Raw genomic sequence first — 13,188 nt, forward strand, 5'->3', positions numbered from 1 at the left:
CGTCAGTCGCTCTCTGTCGTGATCGGAAACGCCTCGGCGCGCAGCGAGACGATGCGGCGTTCGGAGGACGAACCCGGGCCGGGGTCCGGGTCGACGCGGTACTCGTCGACGACGTCGTCGATGACTCTTTGGATACGCGCGTTGACCTCGCGGAGCTGCTCGACCGTCAGCGAGACGGTGGCCGAGGTGATGAGCGCGTTCTCGGCCCATGGGTCGAGTTCGTCGCGCAACGTGCTCTCCACGAAGCGCATGAGCTGCTCGTGTCGACGATCGAGGAACTCGCCCATGACGACCTGGGTCGCGGCGCGGCCCGCCGGCGTCCGCATCGTGTCCGCACCCGGGAACGACACGCCGCCGGTGGGCCGTTCCCACCATCGCTCGCGCGCCGTGCCCCGATCGGGGATCTCGCGAATGAGATCGTGCTTCGCGAGAGCGCGCAGGTGGTAGCTCGTCGAACCGGACGACTCCCCCGTCATCGCCGCGAGCGAGCTGGCCGTCTGAGGGCCTTGCTGACTCAGGATGTCGTAGAGACGCACGCGCACGGGGTGAGCGAGGGCACGGAGCGCGCCCGAGTCGAGCGTGCGGATGTCGCGAGGCGTCCGCTTCTCGGCGTTGTCTTCGGTCATGGGTCCAAAGATAGCTTTGCAAGCACCGCTTTGCAACATAGTCTTTGGAACACATCGTAGGCTTGTGCCATGTCGGCATCTTCGAATTCCCTTCTCACCGCCTCGTCACTCGCGTGGGGCCTCCCCGACTACCGCGAGATCGACGTCAATGACTACCTGCCCGCCTTCCGCGAGGCCTTCGCTCAGCAGCGGCGCGAGATCGACGCGATCGCCGGCAGCACCGAGCCTCCGACGTTCGAGAACACGGTCGTGGCATGGGAAGAGAGCGGCCGGCTCCTGGGCGACGTAGCGCGCGTCTTCTACACGGTCAGCTCTGCGGACGCCACTCCCGCGGTGCAGGCCGTCGACGAAGAGCTCGCCCCGCTGATGTCTGCGCACTCCGACGCGATCCTCCTCGATCCCCGCCTGTACGACCGGATCGAGCGCCTGCACGCGAGCCGCGATGATCTCGGACTCACGGCCGAGCAGCGCTACCTGCTGGAGCGGCGGTTCGTCCAGATGACCCACGCCGGCGCCGGGCTCGACAGCAGCGCTAAGGAGCGACTGACCGAGCTCAACAGCCGACTGTCCGTTCTCACGACGACCTTCGAGAAGAACCTCCTCGCCGACACGAACGATCTGGCCGTAGTGTTCGAGTCGCGGGAGGAGCTCGACGGGCTGAGCGAGGGTGAGATCTCCGCCGCCGCGCGCGCGGCTGCCGATCGCGGGCGACCGGGGGCTTACGTCATCACCTTGACGCTGTTCACGGGCCACCCGGCGCTCGCCTCGCTCACGGACCCGCGGTCCCGTCGCCGCATCCTCGAGGCCTCGCGCGCTCGCGGCTCCCGCCCCGGCCGCCACGACAACCGGCCCGTGCTGCTCGAAATCGTCCGCCTCCGTGCCGAGCGCGCGGAACTGCTCGGCTTTCCCTCGCACGCGGCCTACGTCACTTCCGACCAGACGGCTGGCAACCCGGAAGCGGTATCCACGCTGCTGCGCCGGCTCGCCGCTCCTGCTGCGCGCAACGCACAGCGCGAGAAGCTGGCCCTGCAGGAGGTCGTGGACGGCGCCGAGGTCGGTCCGGAGGATTGGGCATTCGCAACCGAGCGCGTGCGCGCGAGCACGCTCGACATCGACACGCCCGCGCTGCGCCCCTGGTTCGAGGCCGAACGAGTGCTGCGCGACGGCGTCTTCTTCGCGGCGACACGTCTCTACGGCATCACGTTCCGTGAGCGCGATGACCTGCCTGCGTACCACGAGGACGCGCGCGTGTTCGAAGTCTCGAACGAGGACGGCTCCCACCTCGGACTGTTCGTGCTCGACCTCTACACGCGCGACACCAAGCGCGGCGGCGCATGGATGAACTCCATCGCCTCCCAGTCAGCGCTACGCGGGGCGACTCCGATCGTCGTGAACAACCTGAACGTCCCGAAGCCCTCCCCGGGCACGCCGACGTTGCTGACGCTCGACGAGGTGACGACACTCTTCCACGAGTTCGGGCACGCGCTGCACGGCTTGTTCGCCACGGTCACCTACCCGACCTTCGCCGGAACCAACGTTTTCCGCGACTTCGTCGAGTTTCCCAGCCAGGTCAACGAGATGTGGATCTACCGACCCGAGGTGCTGGCGAACTACGCCCGCCACGTCGACACCGGTGAGCCGCTCGCCTCGGACGTCGTCGAGCGCCTCGAAGCCTCGGGGGCCTTCAACCAGGGGTTCGCCACGAGCGAGTATCTCGCCGCCGCATGGCTGGACCTCGCCTGGCATTCGCTCAGCGCGGACGAGGCAGCAGCTGTCACCGACGTCGCAGCCTTCGAAGCCGCAGCCCTCGCCGACATCGGACTCGACGACCCCGCTGTACCGACACGCTATTCGTCCGCATACTTCGCACACATCTTCTCGGGTGGTTACAGCGCCGGGTACTACTCCTACATCTGGAGCGAGGTTCTCGACGCCGACACCGTCGAATGGTTCGAGGAGAACGGTGGGCTGACCCGCTCGAACGGGGATCGCTTCCGTCAGCGCCTCCTCGGCGTCGGCGGTTCGAAGGATCCGCTCGAGGCATACCGTGACTTCCGGGGCCGTGACGCGCGCATCGAGCCGTTGCTCGCACGCCGCGGGCTGAGCGCCTAGGTCGCGTCTGCGGCGAGGAGTCCGTCGGTGGGAGCGCTTCGCGCGTCGCGCCCACCGACGGGGATCACGTCGTAGACCAGGCGCGCGAACGCCCCCACCCGTTCTGCTGAGCGCAACGCGAGCCGGTCCGACTCGATGCGACGCGGAAGCAGGGGCGCTCCCCCACCCAACGTCACGGGCGCAATGGAGACCGCGATCTGGTCGAGCGCACCGGCGTCGAGGAACTGACCGGCCAGGTCGCCACCGCCGACGACCCACACATCGTGCCCCGCAGCGGCCTCTCGGATATGCGCAAGCGCATCGGACACGGGCCCGGACACGAATCTGACGTCTGCGCCCGCCGGACGCGGAAGCTCGCGTGTCGTGAACACGAAGGTCGGCCGATCGCCGTGGAACTCCTGCCATCGCTCAGGATGGGCGAGGAGGTCGGACTCGGCGAGTACCCACTCGTAGGTCGTGGACCCCTCGACGAGCACGCCCGCGTTCTCCGGGAGCAGACTCGCGTCGGGCTCGTCGCCACCGTCGACCGCGAACAGCCAGGAGAGCGAGTTCGCGCCGTCGGCGATGAAGCCATCGAGCGAGCTCGCCGTGTCGAAGATGATGCGTCCCATATCGGCAGGTTAACCGGGACCTCGGACACCTCCGCAGGCGTCGCGGCTCGGTCGTCAGGCGCTCTTGCGCTTCTGCCGCAGGACGAGCGTGGGCGGAGCGCCGTCATCGACGGCGGCCCGGGTCACGATCACCTTGTCGACATCGTCGGCCGACGGGATCTCGAACATGATGGGGCCGAGAACGTCTTCGAGGATGGCGCGCAGGCCGCGGGCACCGGTCTTGCGCGCCACGGCGAGATCGGCGATCGCGCGCAGCGCCTCGTCTTCGAACTCGAGCTCTACGCCGTCGAGTTCGAACATGCGCTGGTACTGCTTGACGAAGGCGTTCTTCGGACCGGTGAGGATCTCGATGAGCGCCTTCTGGTCGAGCGGCGCGACAGACGTGACGACGGGGAGACGGCCGATGAACTCGGGGATGAGACCGAACTTGTGCAGGTCTTCCGGCTCGACCTCGCGGAAGAGGTCGAGTTCCTTGTCCTTCTCCTGCAACGGGGCGCCGAAGCCCACGCCGTGCTTGCCGACACGGGACGAGATGATCTCCTCGAGGCCGGCGAACGCGCCCGCGACGATGAACAGCACGTTGGTCGTGTCGATCTGGATGAACTCCTGGTGCGGGTGCTTGCGTCCACCCTGCGGCGGAACCGACGCCACCGTCCCCTCCAGGATCTTCAGCAGAGCCTGCTGCACGCCCTCGCCCGACACGTCGCGCGTGATCGAGGGGTTCTCCGCCTTGCGTGCGATCTTGTCGACCTCGTCGATGTAGATGATGCCGGTCTCCGCACGCTTGACGTCGAAGTCCGCCGCCTGCAGAAGCTTGAGCAGGATGTTCTCGACATCCTCACCGACATAGCCCGCCTCGGTGAGCGCGGTCGCATCGGCGACGGCGAAAGGCACGTTGAGGCGTTTCGCGAGCGTCTGCGCCAGGTACGTCTTGCCACAGCCGGTGGGACCGAGCAGCAGGATGTTGCTCTTGGCGATCTCGACGTCGTCGGCGCGCTGTTCGGCGGGTTGGAGGGTCGAGTGTGCCCGCACGCGCTTGTAGTGGTTGTAGACCGCGACCGAGAGCGCACGCTTCGCCGGGTCCTGCCCGACGACGTACTCCTCGAGGAAGGAGAAGATCTCGCGCGGCTTGGGGAGGTCGAACTCGGCGACCGACTCGTCGCCCGACTCGGCCATGCGCTCTTCGATGATCTCGTTGCACAGCTCGACGCACTCGTCGCAGATGTAGACGCCGGGTCCTGCGATCAGCTGCTGGACCTGCTTCTGACTCTTTCCGCAGAACGAGCACTTGAACAGGTCGGCACTCTCACCGATGCGAGCCATGTACCCCTCCTGGATGCCGGAAACCATCGCTCACCTGAGAACGTGGTGCTCCGAGCCTAACCTCTCCCGCAGACATCCCCGCGGATTTGCGAGCCCTTCGAGTCGAACCGCCCCCATGACGCGTATGGCCCCGGCTCGTCGCCGGGGCCATACGCTGCGAACTCGCCTCGCTCAGGAGGTGATCGCGGCGGGGGTCCGTTTGCGCGACGTCAGCACCTGGTCGACGATGCCGTACTCCATCGCCTCGTGTGCCGAGAGGATCTTGTCGCGGTCGATGTCCTTATTGACCTGCTCCTGCGTGCGGTTGGTGTGGCGCGCCATGGTCTCCTCGAGCCACGTGCGCATGCGCAGGATCTCGGCCGCCTGGATCTCGATGTCCGAGGCCTGACCGTGACCGGCCTCGCCGACGGCGGGCTGGTGGATGAGGATGCGGGCGTTCGGAAGCGCAAGACGCTTGCCCGGGGCGCCGGCGGCGAGCAGCACGGACGCGGCCGAAGCCGCCTGACCCAGCACCACCGTCTGAATCTGGGGCGACACGTACTGCATGGTGTCGTAGATCGCGGTCATGGCGGTGAACGATCCACCGGGCGAGTTGATGTACATGATGATGTCGCGGTCCGGGTCCTGCGACTCGAGCACGAGCAGCTGAGCCATCACGTCATCAGCCGATGCGTCGTCGACCTGGACGCCGAGGAAGATGACGCGGTCCTCGAACAGCTTGTTGTACGGGTCCTGGCGCTTGTAGCCGTAGGCGGTACGCTCCTCGAACTGCGGCAGGATGTACCGGCTCGAGGGCATCGCCGCACCGTGGGGAAGGCCGAAGGCGGGTGTGTTCATCGTTGTCTTTCTCCTTCGGTCGATCAGTTCTCGGTGCCGCCGCCGCCGACGACGTCGGTGGCCGACTCGCGGATGTGGTCCACGAAGCCGTACTCGAGCGCCTCCTGAGCGGTGAACCACCGGTCGCGGTCGCCATCGGCGTTGATCTGCTCGACGGACTTGCCGGTCTGGGCCGCGGTGATCTCGGCGAGACGACGCTTCATGTCGAGGATCAGCTGCGCCTGCGTCTGGATGTCGCTGGCCGTGCCGCCGAACCCGCCGTGCGGCTGGTGCAGCAGAACCCGGGCGTTGGGCGTGATGTAGCGCTTGCCCTTCGTGCCGGCGGTCAGGAGCAGCTGCCCCATGGACGCGGCCATGCCGATGCCGACGGTGACGATGTCGTTCGGAACGAACTGCATCGTGTCGTAGATCGCCATTCCGGCCGTGATCGAGCCGCCCGGCGAGTTGATGTAGAGGTAGATGTCCTTCTCGGAGTCCTCGGCGGCGAGCAGGAGGATCTTCGCGCAGATCTCGTTCGCGTTCTCGTCGCGCACCTCCGACCCGAGCCAGATGATGCGGTCCTTGAGCAGTCTGTCGAAGACGCTTGTTGCGATGAGGGGGTCAGCCATGTGTGCTCCTGATCCGAAGTTTCGTGACGTGTCGAATCTACCGACGCCGCCGCATGCGCCTGACCGTGTTCGCCGTGGGCATAGCCCGTGTCACCGCCGTCCCTGATGCGGAGCATCTGTCGGGCAGAGCAGAAGGGGCGGATGCCGCAGCATCCGCCCCTTCTGCCGGTCGGGCGACCGTCGCGATCAGGAGATCACTCGGCGGCAGCCTCGTCGGCGGCCTTCTTCTTGGCGGGGGCCTTCTTGGCCGGCGCCTTCTTGGCAGGAGCCTTCTCGTCGGCGGCGGGAGCGTCGTCGGCGGCATCCGCCTTCTTCTTAGCGGGCGCCTTCTTGGCAGGCGTCTTCTTAGCGGGCTTCTCCTCCGCCTCGGCGGCGTCGGCATCGGCGTCGGCGGCCTCGTCGGCGATCTCCTGCGCCTCCTCGACGACCTCGTCGGCGGCGGACTCCTCGCCCTCGACGGTGATGAAGCCGGTCAGGTCGACCGACTTCCCGTCGGTGTCGACGACCGTGACCTTGCCCAGGGCGATCGCGAGGGCCTTGTTACGGGCGACCTCGCCGACCATCACCGGAAGCTGGCCGTTCTGCTGGAGCGCGTTGACGAAGTCCTGCGGGGCCATGCCGTACTGCGCAGAGGCCTGGATCAGGTACTGGGTCAGCTCGTCCTGCGAGACCTGGACCTCGTGCGTCTCGGCGATCTTGTCGAGCACCATCTGCGTGCGGAACTGCTTCTCGCTCGCCTCGGTGACCTCGGCACGGTGCGCGTCGTCCTCCAGACGACCCTCGCCCTCGAGGTGCGCGTGAACCTCGTCCTCGACCAGTCCGGCCGGAACCGGGATCTCGACCTTCTCGAGGAGCGCGTCGACGAGCTTCTCGCGCGCGGCAGCGCCCTGCGTGAACAGGCTCTGCTGCGAGACGCGCTCGACAAGGCTCTCGCGCAGCTCGGCGATGGTGTCGAACTCGCTCGCCATCTGCGCGAAGTCGTCGTCGGCCTCGGGGAGCTCGCGCTCCTTGACAGCCTTGACCGTGACGGCGACCTCGGCCTCTTCGCCGGCGTGGTCGCCGCCGACGAGCTTGGAACGGAACGTGGTGTCCTCACCAGCGGTGAGCGACTCGATGGCCTCGTCGATGCCCTCGAGGAGCTCGCCCGAGCCCACCTCGTACGACACACCCTCGGCGCGGTCGATCTCGTTGCCGTCGATCGTCGCGACGAGGTCCAGCTCGACGAAGTCGCCCTTCGCGGCAGGACGGTCGACGGTGACGAGCGTGCCGAAACGGCCGCGCAGGCGGTCGAGCTCCTCGTCGATGGCGGCGTCGTCGGTGGCGACGGGCTCGACCTCGATGGTGATGTCCGCGTAGGCGGGAAGCTCGAACTCGGGACGCACGTCGACCTCGACCTCGACCTTCAGGTCGCCCGAGAAGTCCTTGTCGCTGGGCCAATCGACGACCTCGGCCGACGGACGCCCGAGGACGCGCAGCTCGTTCGCGGTGACGGCTTCGCGGTAGAAGCCGTCGAGGCCCTCGCTGACCGCGTGCTCGATGACCGCACCGCGGCCGACACGCTGGTCGATGATGGGAGCGGGCACCTTGCCCTTGCGGAAGCCGGGAATCTGCACGTCCTGAGCGATGTGCTCGTACGCGTGGGTGATGCTCGGCTTCAGCTCGTCCGGGCTGACCGTGATGTGGAGCTTCACCCGCGTGGGGCTGAGCGTCTCGACGGTGCTGGTGACCATGCCTGTCGTTCTCCTTTATCCGGCCGCGCACATGCGCGTCCGTTCGGTGGTCTGGGTTCGTGGGGCCGTTGTCGGGGCGACAGGATTTGAACCTGCGGCCTCCCGCTCCCAAAGCGGGCGCTCTACCAAGCTGAGCTACGCCCCGGGCGCGCAGCACACGTGCGTCGGAAAACGGCCGTGGTCAGTCTAGCCGACGGAGTCCGCTAGACTGTTCGAGTTGCCAGCGCTGGACATGGTTCTCAGCGTGAGGGCGATCCACATCCGATCCAGGTCGGATGCGGGGCTGTAGCTTAGTGGTAAAGCCTCTGTCTTCCAAACAGATGATGCGAGTTCGATTCTCGTCAGCCCCTCCGATGCTCCTCCTCGTCTTCATACGCGGAGGAGCTCTTCATTCAGCGCAACGGGCGCCGTGATCGGTGGCCAGCTGCAGGTATGTCGCGGCGTTCCCGTTAAGCCCGCCCCGTTCGTCCTCCGTGAGCGCCCGACGGACCTTCGCCGGCACCCCGGCGACGAGGGAACCGGCGGGGATCACGGTTCCCTCGAGCACGACCGCTCCCCCGGCGACGAGAGATCCGGCTCCGATCACCGCACCGCTGAGGATCGTGCTGTTCATCCCGATGAGGCAGCCGTCCTCCACCGTGCACCCGTGGACGACGGCGTTGTGGCCGATCGAGACGTCGTCGCCGATCTTCGCGGGCGACCCCGCGTCGACGTGGATCACGACGCCGTCCTGGACGTTGCTGCGATCTCCGATCACGATGCGCGACCGATCACCGCGGATCACCGCGTTGTACCAGACGCTCGACATCTCGCCGATGACCACGTCACCGACCAGTCGCGCCCCGTCCGCGACGAACACCGTCGGATGCAGGCGGGGCCGAGACTCTCCGAGAGACACGAGGGATGCGGACGAGGCGACGGGCATGGCCTCACGTTACCCCTGGTGAGCCCAGCCTTCTCTTGCTTGCGGAATGTTCCGGCGTGAGTAGCGTTTGGACAGATGCAGGCCACGACCTGCCAGAAGGAGCGCAGACATGACCGACACCAACATCACCACTCCCGCCCTCACCGCCGACCCCGAGGTCGCCGCCGCTGCCGCGCAGTTCCTCACCCCGGTCGTGCACAAGATGCAGGCGCTCGTCGTCAACGGCAAGCAGGCGCACTGGAACGTCCGCGGCTCGAATTTCATCGCGATCCACGAGTTGCTCGACACGGTGGTCGCCCACGCCCAGGACTACGCCGACACCGCCGCTGAGCGCATCGTCGCCCTCGGCCTGCCCGTCGACTCGCGCGTCTCGACCATGGCCGAGAAGACCAGCACCGCCGTGCCCGCCGGGTTCGCGCAGTGGCAGGACGAGATCAAGGCCATCGTCTCCGACATCGACGGGGTGCTCGTCGACCTTCAGAACGCCATCGACGGTCTCGATGAGGTCGACCTCACGAGCCAGGACGTCGCGATCGAGATCAAGCGCGGCGTCGACAAGGATCGCTGGTTCCTCCTCGCACACCTCGCCGAGTAATCCTCAGCGCCGAACGGGGCGATGATCGGGACTAGGGCAGCTGGACGCTTCCCCACCGATCACCGTCCCGTTTCGCCTTCCCGGGACGCGTGCCCCGAAAGAACGCGATTCAACCGATGTGCGTGATCCGGCCGCCGAGGAGGGTCGCCGTCGCGCCGGTTCCGCGCAGAGCGCCGGGCGTCTCGGCGGCGAGAGGGTCACGGTCGACGATGGCCAGATCCGCGATGTCCCCGGGCGCGATCGCCGAGCCGGTCTGCGACCCACCCGCCGTTGAGGCTGCGAGGGCGACTGCAGCCGCGATTCGCTGATGCGGACGCCAGGGATCGCGCTCGTCACGCGTACGGAACACCGCGTCCGACATCGTGGTCCAGGGATCGAGACGGGCCACCGGCGCGTCCGAACCGAGCAGCAGGTTGGCTCCGGCGTCGACGAGCTCCCGCATCGGGTAGCCGACGGCCGTCTGCCCCGCCCAGAACTCCTCCGCCATGTCGCGATCATCGACGGCATGCGAGGGCTGCACACTCGCGCCGATGCCGAGGCGGGCGAACCGCGGGATGTCGGCGTGAGCGACGAGCTGAGCGTGCTCGATGGTCCCGGTGGCTCCCGTCATCGCGAAGGCGTCGAGGGCATGCGAGTTCGCGATGTCGCCGATCGCGTGCACCGCGCAGGAGATGCCGCCCCCCGTTGCGCGCCGCATCAGCTCGACGAGCTCGGCAGGCGGCACGGTCATGACTCCGAAGTCGTGCTCGGCGTTCGGATAGTGGTGCGAGCACGCCGCCGTCCGGGTGCCGAGTGAGCCGTCGGTGATGACCTTGAATGGCCCCATCCGCACGAGCCCCGCCGGATCTATCGCGTCGCCGGTCTGCAGTCCCGCTGAAATCGCTCGATCCAGCATGCTGGCGTAGACACCGAACGACACGCGCACCGCGTCGTATCCGCGAGCCAGCCTGCGATCCCAGGCCTCCGCGTTCCATGCCATGTCCAGGTCGACGATGCCGACCACGCCGCGGGCGGATGCCGCGGACATCGCCTCGATCACCGCGGCATCCGCGACCGCCGTGTCGAGGGCGTTCAGGCGGCGGGAGATCTCGAACGCGGGCTCCTCGCGCAGCACCCCGTCGGCCGCCGACATCCCCTCACGCCGGAGCGCGGCGCTGTTGAGCCAGACGCTGTGGACATCGGAGTTGATCAGATAGGTGGGCGCGTCGCCCGTAGTCGCGTCGAGCAGTGCGAGCGAGGGCCGATCAGGCCAGAGCGCGTCGCGGAAACCCGAGCCGACGCGGCGACCGTCGAGATCCAGTCCCGCTCGACCCATGACCGCCGCCGCCTCGGCAGCGCTCACGATGCCCTCGAGGTCGACGCGGCGCGCCGCCAGGGCCCACTGCACGGTGTGAACGTGGTGGTCCCAGAGTCCGGGGATCAGCCAGCCCCCACCACCGTCGAGAACGACCCCGCGTCGCGGGAGGGCGCCCGCAGGCGCGATGTCGACCACGACATCACCCGCGACGTGCACGTCGACCAGATCGGCACCGAACGGATCCGTGCGCCCCGGGCCGGTCAGTCGGACGTCCGCGATGATGTCCACTGTCTCGCCCGGCGCTGCAGGATTCACGACCGATCCTCGCGGGCGGCGCGCATCGCCTCGTGAGCCCGGCGCATCTCCGTCGCCAGCCGGGGGTCGGCATACGGTGTGGCGGTCTGCTCGAGCTCGGCGATGATGGTGTCGACCACGGCATCCGGCCGATTCTGGCTGAGCTTGCGTTTAGCCTCGACTCGGGCCGGTGAGAGACGGAATCCGACGGTCCCCCGCTCGAGACGCCGGACGAAGTCCTCATCGTTCGGCGCGGCCCACATGCCCCGTGGCGCACCCAGGCCCGACTCGAACCGGTCGACGAGGCGCTCGAGCACACGCAGGTTCTCTTCCGGCGCGAGGATCTCGGGCACGCCGGAGAGATGAACCGAGACGTAGTTCCAGGTGGGGACGGCAGGCACGTCGCCGTACCACTGAGGCGACACGTACCCGTGCGGCCCCTGGACCACGACGAGCATCTCGCCGCCACCGAGGCCGTGGATCACGTCATCCGGGCGCCCGACGTGCCCCACGATCGTGAGGTCGTCGCGTTCGTCGTCGAGGAGCACGGCGTAGTGCGACGCGACGAGTCCGTCGGTGCCCGCACTGATGATCGTGACCCACGGGTTCTCGTCGATCACACGGCGCAGCTCGACGACATCCGTCATCGCGAAGCTGGGATTCTGTCTCATGCGCTCACCTCTGGCAGTTCGGGCACCAGTACAACTTGCGTGACGCCATCTCCTCGAGGACGATCGACGTTCCGCACACGCGGCAGGGCAGGCCCGCCCGGTGATACACCCAGTGCCGGTCGTCACGATGGGCCATCGCCCGGCGCCATGCCTCGGGATCGAGATCGTCCATCGTCATCATCTGCCCCGTCTCGACGCCGATCGCGAGGAGCCGTACCCAGTCGCGCCAGAGCTCTCGGACGGTCTCCTCCGGCACGTCGCGGCCCGGCGTGTGCGGGTTCAGGCGTGCGCGGAACAGCATCTCCGCGCGATAGACGTTGCCGATTCCGCTGACCACGCTCTGGTCCATGAGAAGCAGACCGATCGCCGTCGGCTTGCGGCGGACGGTCGCGGCGAATCGCTCCTCGCCCTCCGTCACGTCATCCACGAGCGGATCGGGCCCGAGCTTCGCGATCGTCGCCTGAACCTCTTCCGGTGTCTGCAGCTGACAGGCCGTCGGTCCGCGAAGGTCGGCACAGGTCACGTCGGTGAGCAGGCGCAGGCGCACCTGACCGACGACGGGCGGCGGCCATCCCCCGTCCTCGGCAGCACCGTCGTCACCGAGCCCCGTGGTCTGTTCGCTCATGCGGACTCGTCCGCGGGCTCGTCGCGGCGCACCGATCGAGCTGAGGGAGTTCTCTCCGGCCGCGTCGTAGATCGGCGCGATCTCTGTGCCGCGCTGATTCGTATGTCCCATCCGTCCGTTCGCGGACGCGATCGTGGGGTCGACGACGATCTCGCCGGCGAAATCCCACGCGCCATACATCCCCAGGTGGACGCGCAACCAGACGTCGTCCTCGAACGCGAGGAACATCTGCTTGCCGACCGCCCGCGCCTCGATCGCCTCGCGACCGTCGAGCACCGCCGCGCCCTCGACGAACCGCCCTTGCGGGCTCGACGCGGCGACGACGCGGCCGACGACGTTGCGCTCGAACTGGCGGGCGATCCGGTGGACGGAATGGCCCTCGGGCATCAGCCCGCTTCCGGATCGAACGAGTCGGTGGCGGGCAGCGGCGACGTGGTGCCGCCGTCGACCGCGCGCGGGTCGGGCAGCAGGCTGCCGTCGGCTTCGTAGGCGGCGAGCTGGGCGATACGTCGCGCGTGGCGCTCCTCCCCGCTGAAGGGCGTCGCGATGAAGCGGTCGATGAAGGTGACCGCCTCGTCGAACGTGTGCTGGCGCGCGCCGATGGCGATGACATTGGCGTCGTTGTGCTCCCGCGCGAGCTCGGCCGTCGGGATGTTCCAGACGAGTGCTGCGCGTGCACCATGCACCTTGTTCGCCGCCATCTGCTCGCCGTTGCCGGACCCGCCGAAGACGACGCCGAGCGCCTCGACGCCCGCCTGCTGATCCCGGACGACGGCCTCCGCCGCACGGATGCAGAAGGCGGGGTAGTCGTCTACCGGGTCGTACTCGATCGGGCCGTGGTCGACGACATCGTGACCCGCTTCGGCGAGGTGGTGCTGGAGCTGAGTGGAGAACTCGAGACCGGCGTGGTCGGTCGCGATATGGATGCGCATGG

General features: G+C 67.9%; 13 protein-coding genes and 2 tRNA genes. 3 read left to right on the forward strand and 12 right to left on the reverse strand.

Translation table 11 applies throughout. The features are described 5' to 3' along the window. Positions 1 to 2: 2 nt before the first annotated feature. Positions 3 to 626, reverse strand: a complete 624-nt coding sequence (locus ACLBWJ_RS01655; RefSeq protein WP_447659623.1) for a helix-turn-helix domain-containing protein — start codon at positions 624 to 626, stop codon at positions 3 to 5. Between the two features lie 69 nt (positions 627 to 695). Here ACLBWJ_RS01655 and ACLBWJ_RS01660 point away from each other — a divergent pair, with 69 nt between their 5' ends. After that, positions 696 to 2,738 (forward strand): M3 family metallopeptidase, encoded by a 2,043-nt coding sequence (locus ACLBWJ_RS01660; protein ID WP_447659624.1) that lies wholly within the window; start codon positions 696 to 698, stop codon positions 2,736 to 2,738. On the opposite strand, the gene ACLBWJ_RS01665 is transcribed toward ACLBWJ_RS01660, so the two are convergent. The 6 genes from ACLBWJ_RS01665 to ACLBWJ_RS01690 form a co-directional block, all read right to left on the reverse strand. After that, entirely contained in the window at positions 2,735 to 3,349 is a 615-nt protein-coding gene (locus tag ACLBWJ_RS01665; RefSeq protein ID WP_447659625.1) for a dihydrofolate reductase family protein, read from the reverse strand. The genes ACLBWJ_RS01660 and ACLBWJ_RS01665 overlap by 4 nt on opposite strands. 54 nt (positions 3,350 to 3,403) lie before the next feature. After that, positions 3,404 to 4,672 carry an ATP-dependent Clp protease ATP-binding subunit ClpX gene (clpX, locus tag ACLBWJ_RS01670; protein WP_269266251.1) on the reverse strand — a complete coding sequence of 423 codons (1,269 nt, stop codon included), beginning with the start codon at positions 4,670 to 4,672 and terminating at the stop codon, positions 3,404 to 3,406. Positions 4,673 to 4,843: 171 nt separating this feature from the next. Beyond that, positions 4,844 to 5,509 (reverse strand): ATP-dependent Clp protease proteolytic subunit, encoded by a 666-nt coding sequence (locus tag ACLBWJ_RS01675; protein WP_023950830.1) that lies wholly within the window; start codon positions 5,507 to 5,509, stop codon positions 4,844 to 4,846. Between the two features lie 23 nt (positions 5,510 to 5,532). Next, positions 5,533 to 6,117 (reverse strand): ATP-dependent Clp protease proteolytic subunit, encoded by a 585-nt coding sequence (locus tag ACLBWJ_RS01680; protein WP_023950833.1) that lies wholly within the window; start codon positions 6,115 to 6,117, stop codon positions 5,533 to 5,535. 194 nt (positions 6,118 to 6,311) lie between these two features. Further along, positions 6,312 to 7,847 carry a trigger factor gene (gene tig, locus ACLBWJ_RS01685; protein WP_274177851.1) on the reverse strand — a complete coding sequence of 512 codons (1,536 nt, stop codon included), beginning with the start codon at positions 7,845 to 7,847 and terminating at the stop codon, positions 6,312 to 6,314. A 71-nt stretch (positions 7,848 to 7,918) separates the two neighbouring features. After that, positions 7,919 to 7,992 (reverse strand) — tRNA-Pro (locus ACLBWJ_RS01690). Positions 7,993 to 8,126: 134 nt separating this feature from the next. Between ACLBWJ_RS01690 and ACLBWJ_RS01695 the strand changes: the two genes are divergently transcribed. Further along, positions 8,127 to 8,197, forward strand: a tRNA-Gly gene (locus ACLBWJ_RS01695). Positions 8,198 to 8,235: 38 nt separating this feature from the next. On the opposite strand, the gene ACLBWJ_RS01700 is transcribed toward ACLBWJ_RS01695, so the two are convergent. Further along, positions 8,236 to 8,772: a gamma carbonic anhydrase family protein gene (locus tag ACLBWJ_RS01700; protein WP_447659626.1), complete on the reverse strand. Its 537-nt coding sequence runs from the start codon at positions 8,770 to 8,772 to the stop codon at positions 8,236 to 8,238. A 109-nt stretch (positions 8,773 to 8,881) separates the two neighbouring features. On the opposite strand from ACLBWJ_RS01700, the gene ACLBWJ_RS01705 reads away from it, so the two are divergent. Next, a complete protein-coding gene (locus tag ACLBWJ_RS01705) occupies positions 8,882 to 9,367 on the forward strand; it encodes a Dps family protein (RefSeq protein ID WP_269266254.1) in 486 nt (161 codons plus the stop codon). Positions 9,368 to 9,476: 109 nt separating this feature from the next. Here the strand turns inward: ACLBWJ_RS01705 and ACLBWJ_RS01710 are convergent, their stop codons facing one another. From ACLBWJ_RS01710 to ACLBWJ_RS01725, 4 genes are read right to left on the reverse strand one after another with little or no spacing between them, the layout of a single operon-like run. After that, positions 9,477 to 10,979 carry an amidohydrolase gene (locus tag ACLBWJ_RS01710; RefSeq protein WP_447659627.1) on the reverse strand — a complete coding sequence of 501 codons (1,503 nt, stop codon included), beginning with the start codon at positions 10,977 to 10,979 and terminating at the stop codon, positions 9,477 to 9,479. After that, positions 10,976 to 11,629, reverse strand: a complete 654-nt coding sequence (locus ACLBWJ_RS01715) for an FMN-binding negative transcriptional regulator (RefSeq protein ID WP_447659628.1) — start codon at positions 11,627 to 11,629, stop codon at positions 10,976 to 10,978. The genes ACLBWJ_RS01710 and ACLBWJ_RS01715 overlap by 4 nt, the downstream gene beginning before the upstream one ends. A 4-nt stretch (positions 11,630 to 11,633) precedes the next feature. Continuing rightward, positions 11,634 to 12,641, reverse strand: a complete 1,008-nt coding sequence (locus tag ACLBWJ_RS01720) for an Fpg/Nei family DNA glycosylase (protein WP_114589455.1) — start codon at positions 12,639 to 12,641, stop codon at positions 11,634 to 11,636. Further along, the gene (locus ACLBWJ_RS01725) at positions 12,641 to 13,186 is read right to left on the reverse strand and encodes a ribose-5-phosphate isomerase (protein WP_112614660.1); all 546 of its coding nucleotides are present in this window, start codon (positions 13,184 to 13,186) and stop codon (positions 12,641 to 12,643) included. Before ACLBWJ_RS01725 ends, ACLBWJ_RS01720 begins: the two co-directional genes overlap by 1 nt. Between the last annotated feature and the right edge of the window lie 2 nt (positions 13,187 to 13,188).

It is taken from the genome of Microbacterium sp. M4A5_1d (assembly GCF_053345465.1).

Excerpts from the sequence above, each read along its gene's own strand:
- ACLBWJ_RS01655 (WP_447659623.1), bottom strand. The coding sequence starts at position 626 with ATGACCGAAGACAACGCCGAGAAGCGGACGCCTCGCGACATCCGCACG.
- ACLBWJ_RS01660 (WP_447659624.1), top strand. The coding sequence starts at position 696 with ATGTCGGCATCTTCGAATTCCCTTCTCACCGCCTCGTCACTCGCGTGG.
- ACLBWJ_RS01665 (WP_447659625.1), bottom strand. The coding sequence starts at position 3,349 with ATGGGACGCATCATCTTCGACACGGCGAGCTCGCTCGATGGCTTCATC.
- clpX (WP_269266251.1), bottom strand. The coding sequence starts at position 4,672 with ATGGCTCGCATCGGTGAGAGTGCCGACCTGTTCAAGTGCTCGTTCTGC.
- ACLBWJ_RS01675 (WP_023950830.1), bottom strand. The coding sequence starts at position 5,509 with ATGAACACACCCGCCTTCGGCCTTCCCCACGGTGCGGCGATGCCCTCG.
- ACLBWJ_RS01680 (WP_023950833.1), bottom strand. The coding sequence starts at position 6,117 with ATGGCTGACCCCCTCATCGCAACAAGCGTCTTCGACAGACTGCTCAAG.
- tig (WP_274177851.1), bottom strand. The coding sequence starts at position 7,847 with ATGGTCACCAGCACCGTCGAGACGCTCAGCCCCACGCGGGTGAAGCTC.
- ACLBWJ_RS01700 (WP_447659626.1), bottom strand. The coding sequence starts at position 8,772 with ATGCCCGTCGCCTCGTCCGCATCCCTCGTGTCTCTCGGAGAGTCTCGG.
- ACLBWJ_RS01705 (WP_269266254.1), top strand. The coding sequence starts at position 8,882 with ATGACCGACACCAACATCACCACTCCCGCCCTCACCGCCGACCCCGAG.
- ACLBWJ_RS01715 (WP_447659628.1), bottom strand. The coding sequence starts at position 11,629 with ATGAGACAGAATCCCAGCTTCGCGATGACGGATGTCGTCGAGCTGCGC.
- ACLBWJ_RS01720 (WP_114589455.1), bottom strand. The coding sequence starts at position 12,641 with ATGCCCGAGGGCCATTCCGTCCACCGGATCGCCCGCCAGTTCGAGCGC.
- ACLBWJ_RS01725 (WP_112614660.1), bottom strand. The coding sequence starts at position 13,186 with ATGCGCATCCATATCGCGACCGACCACGCCGGTCTCGAGTTCTCCACT.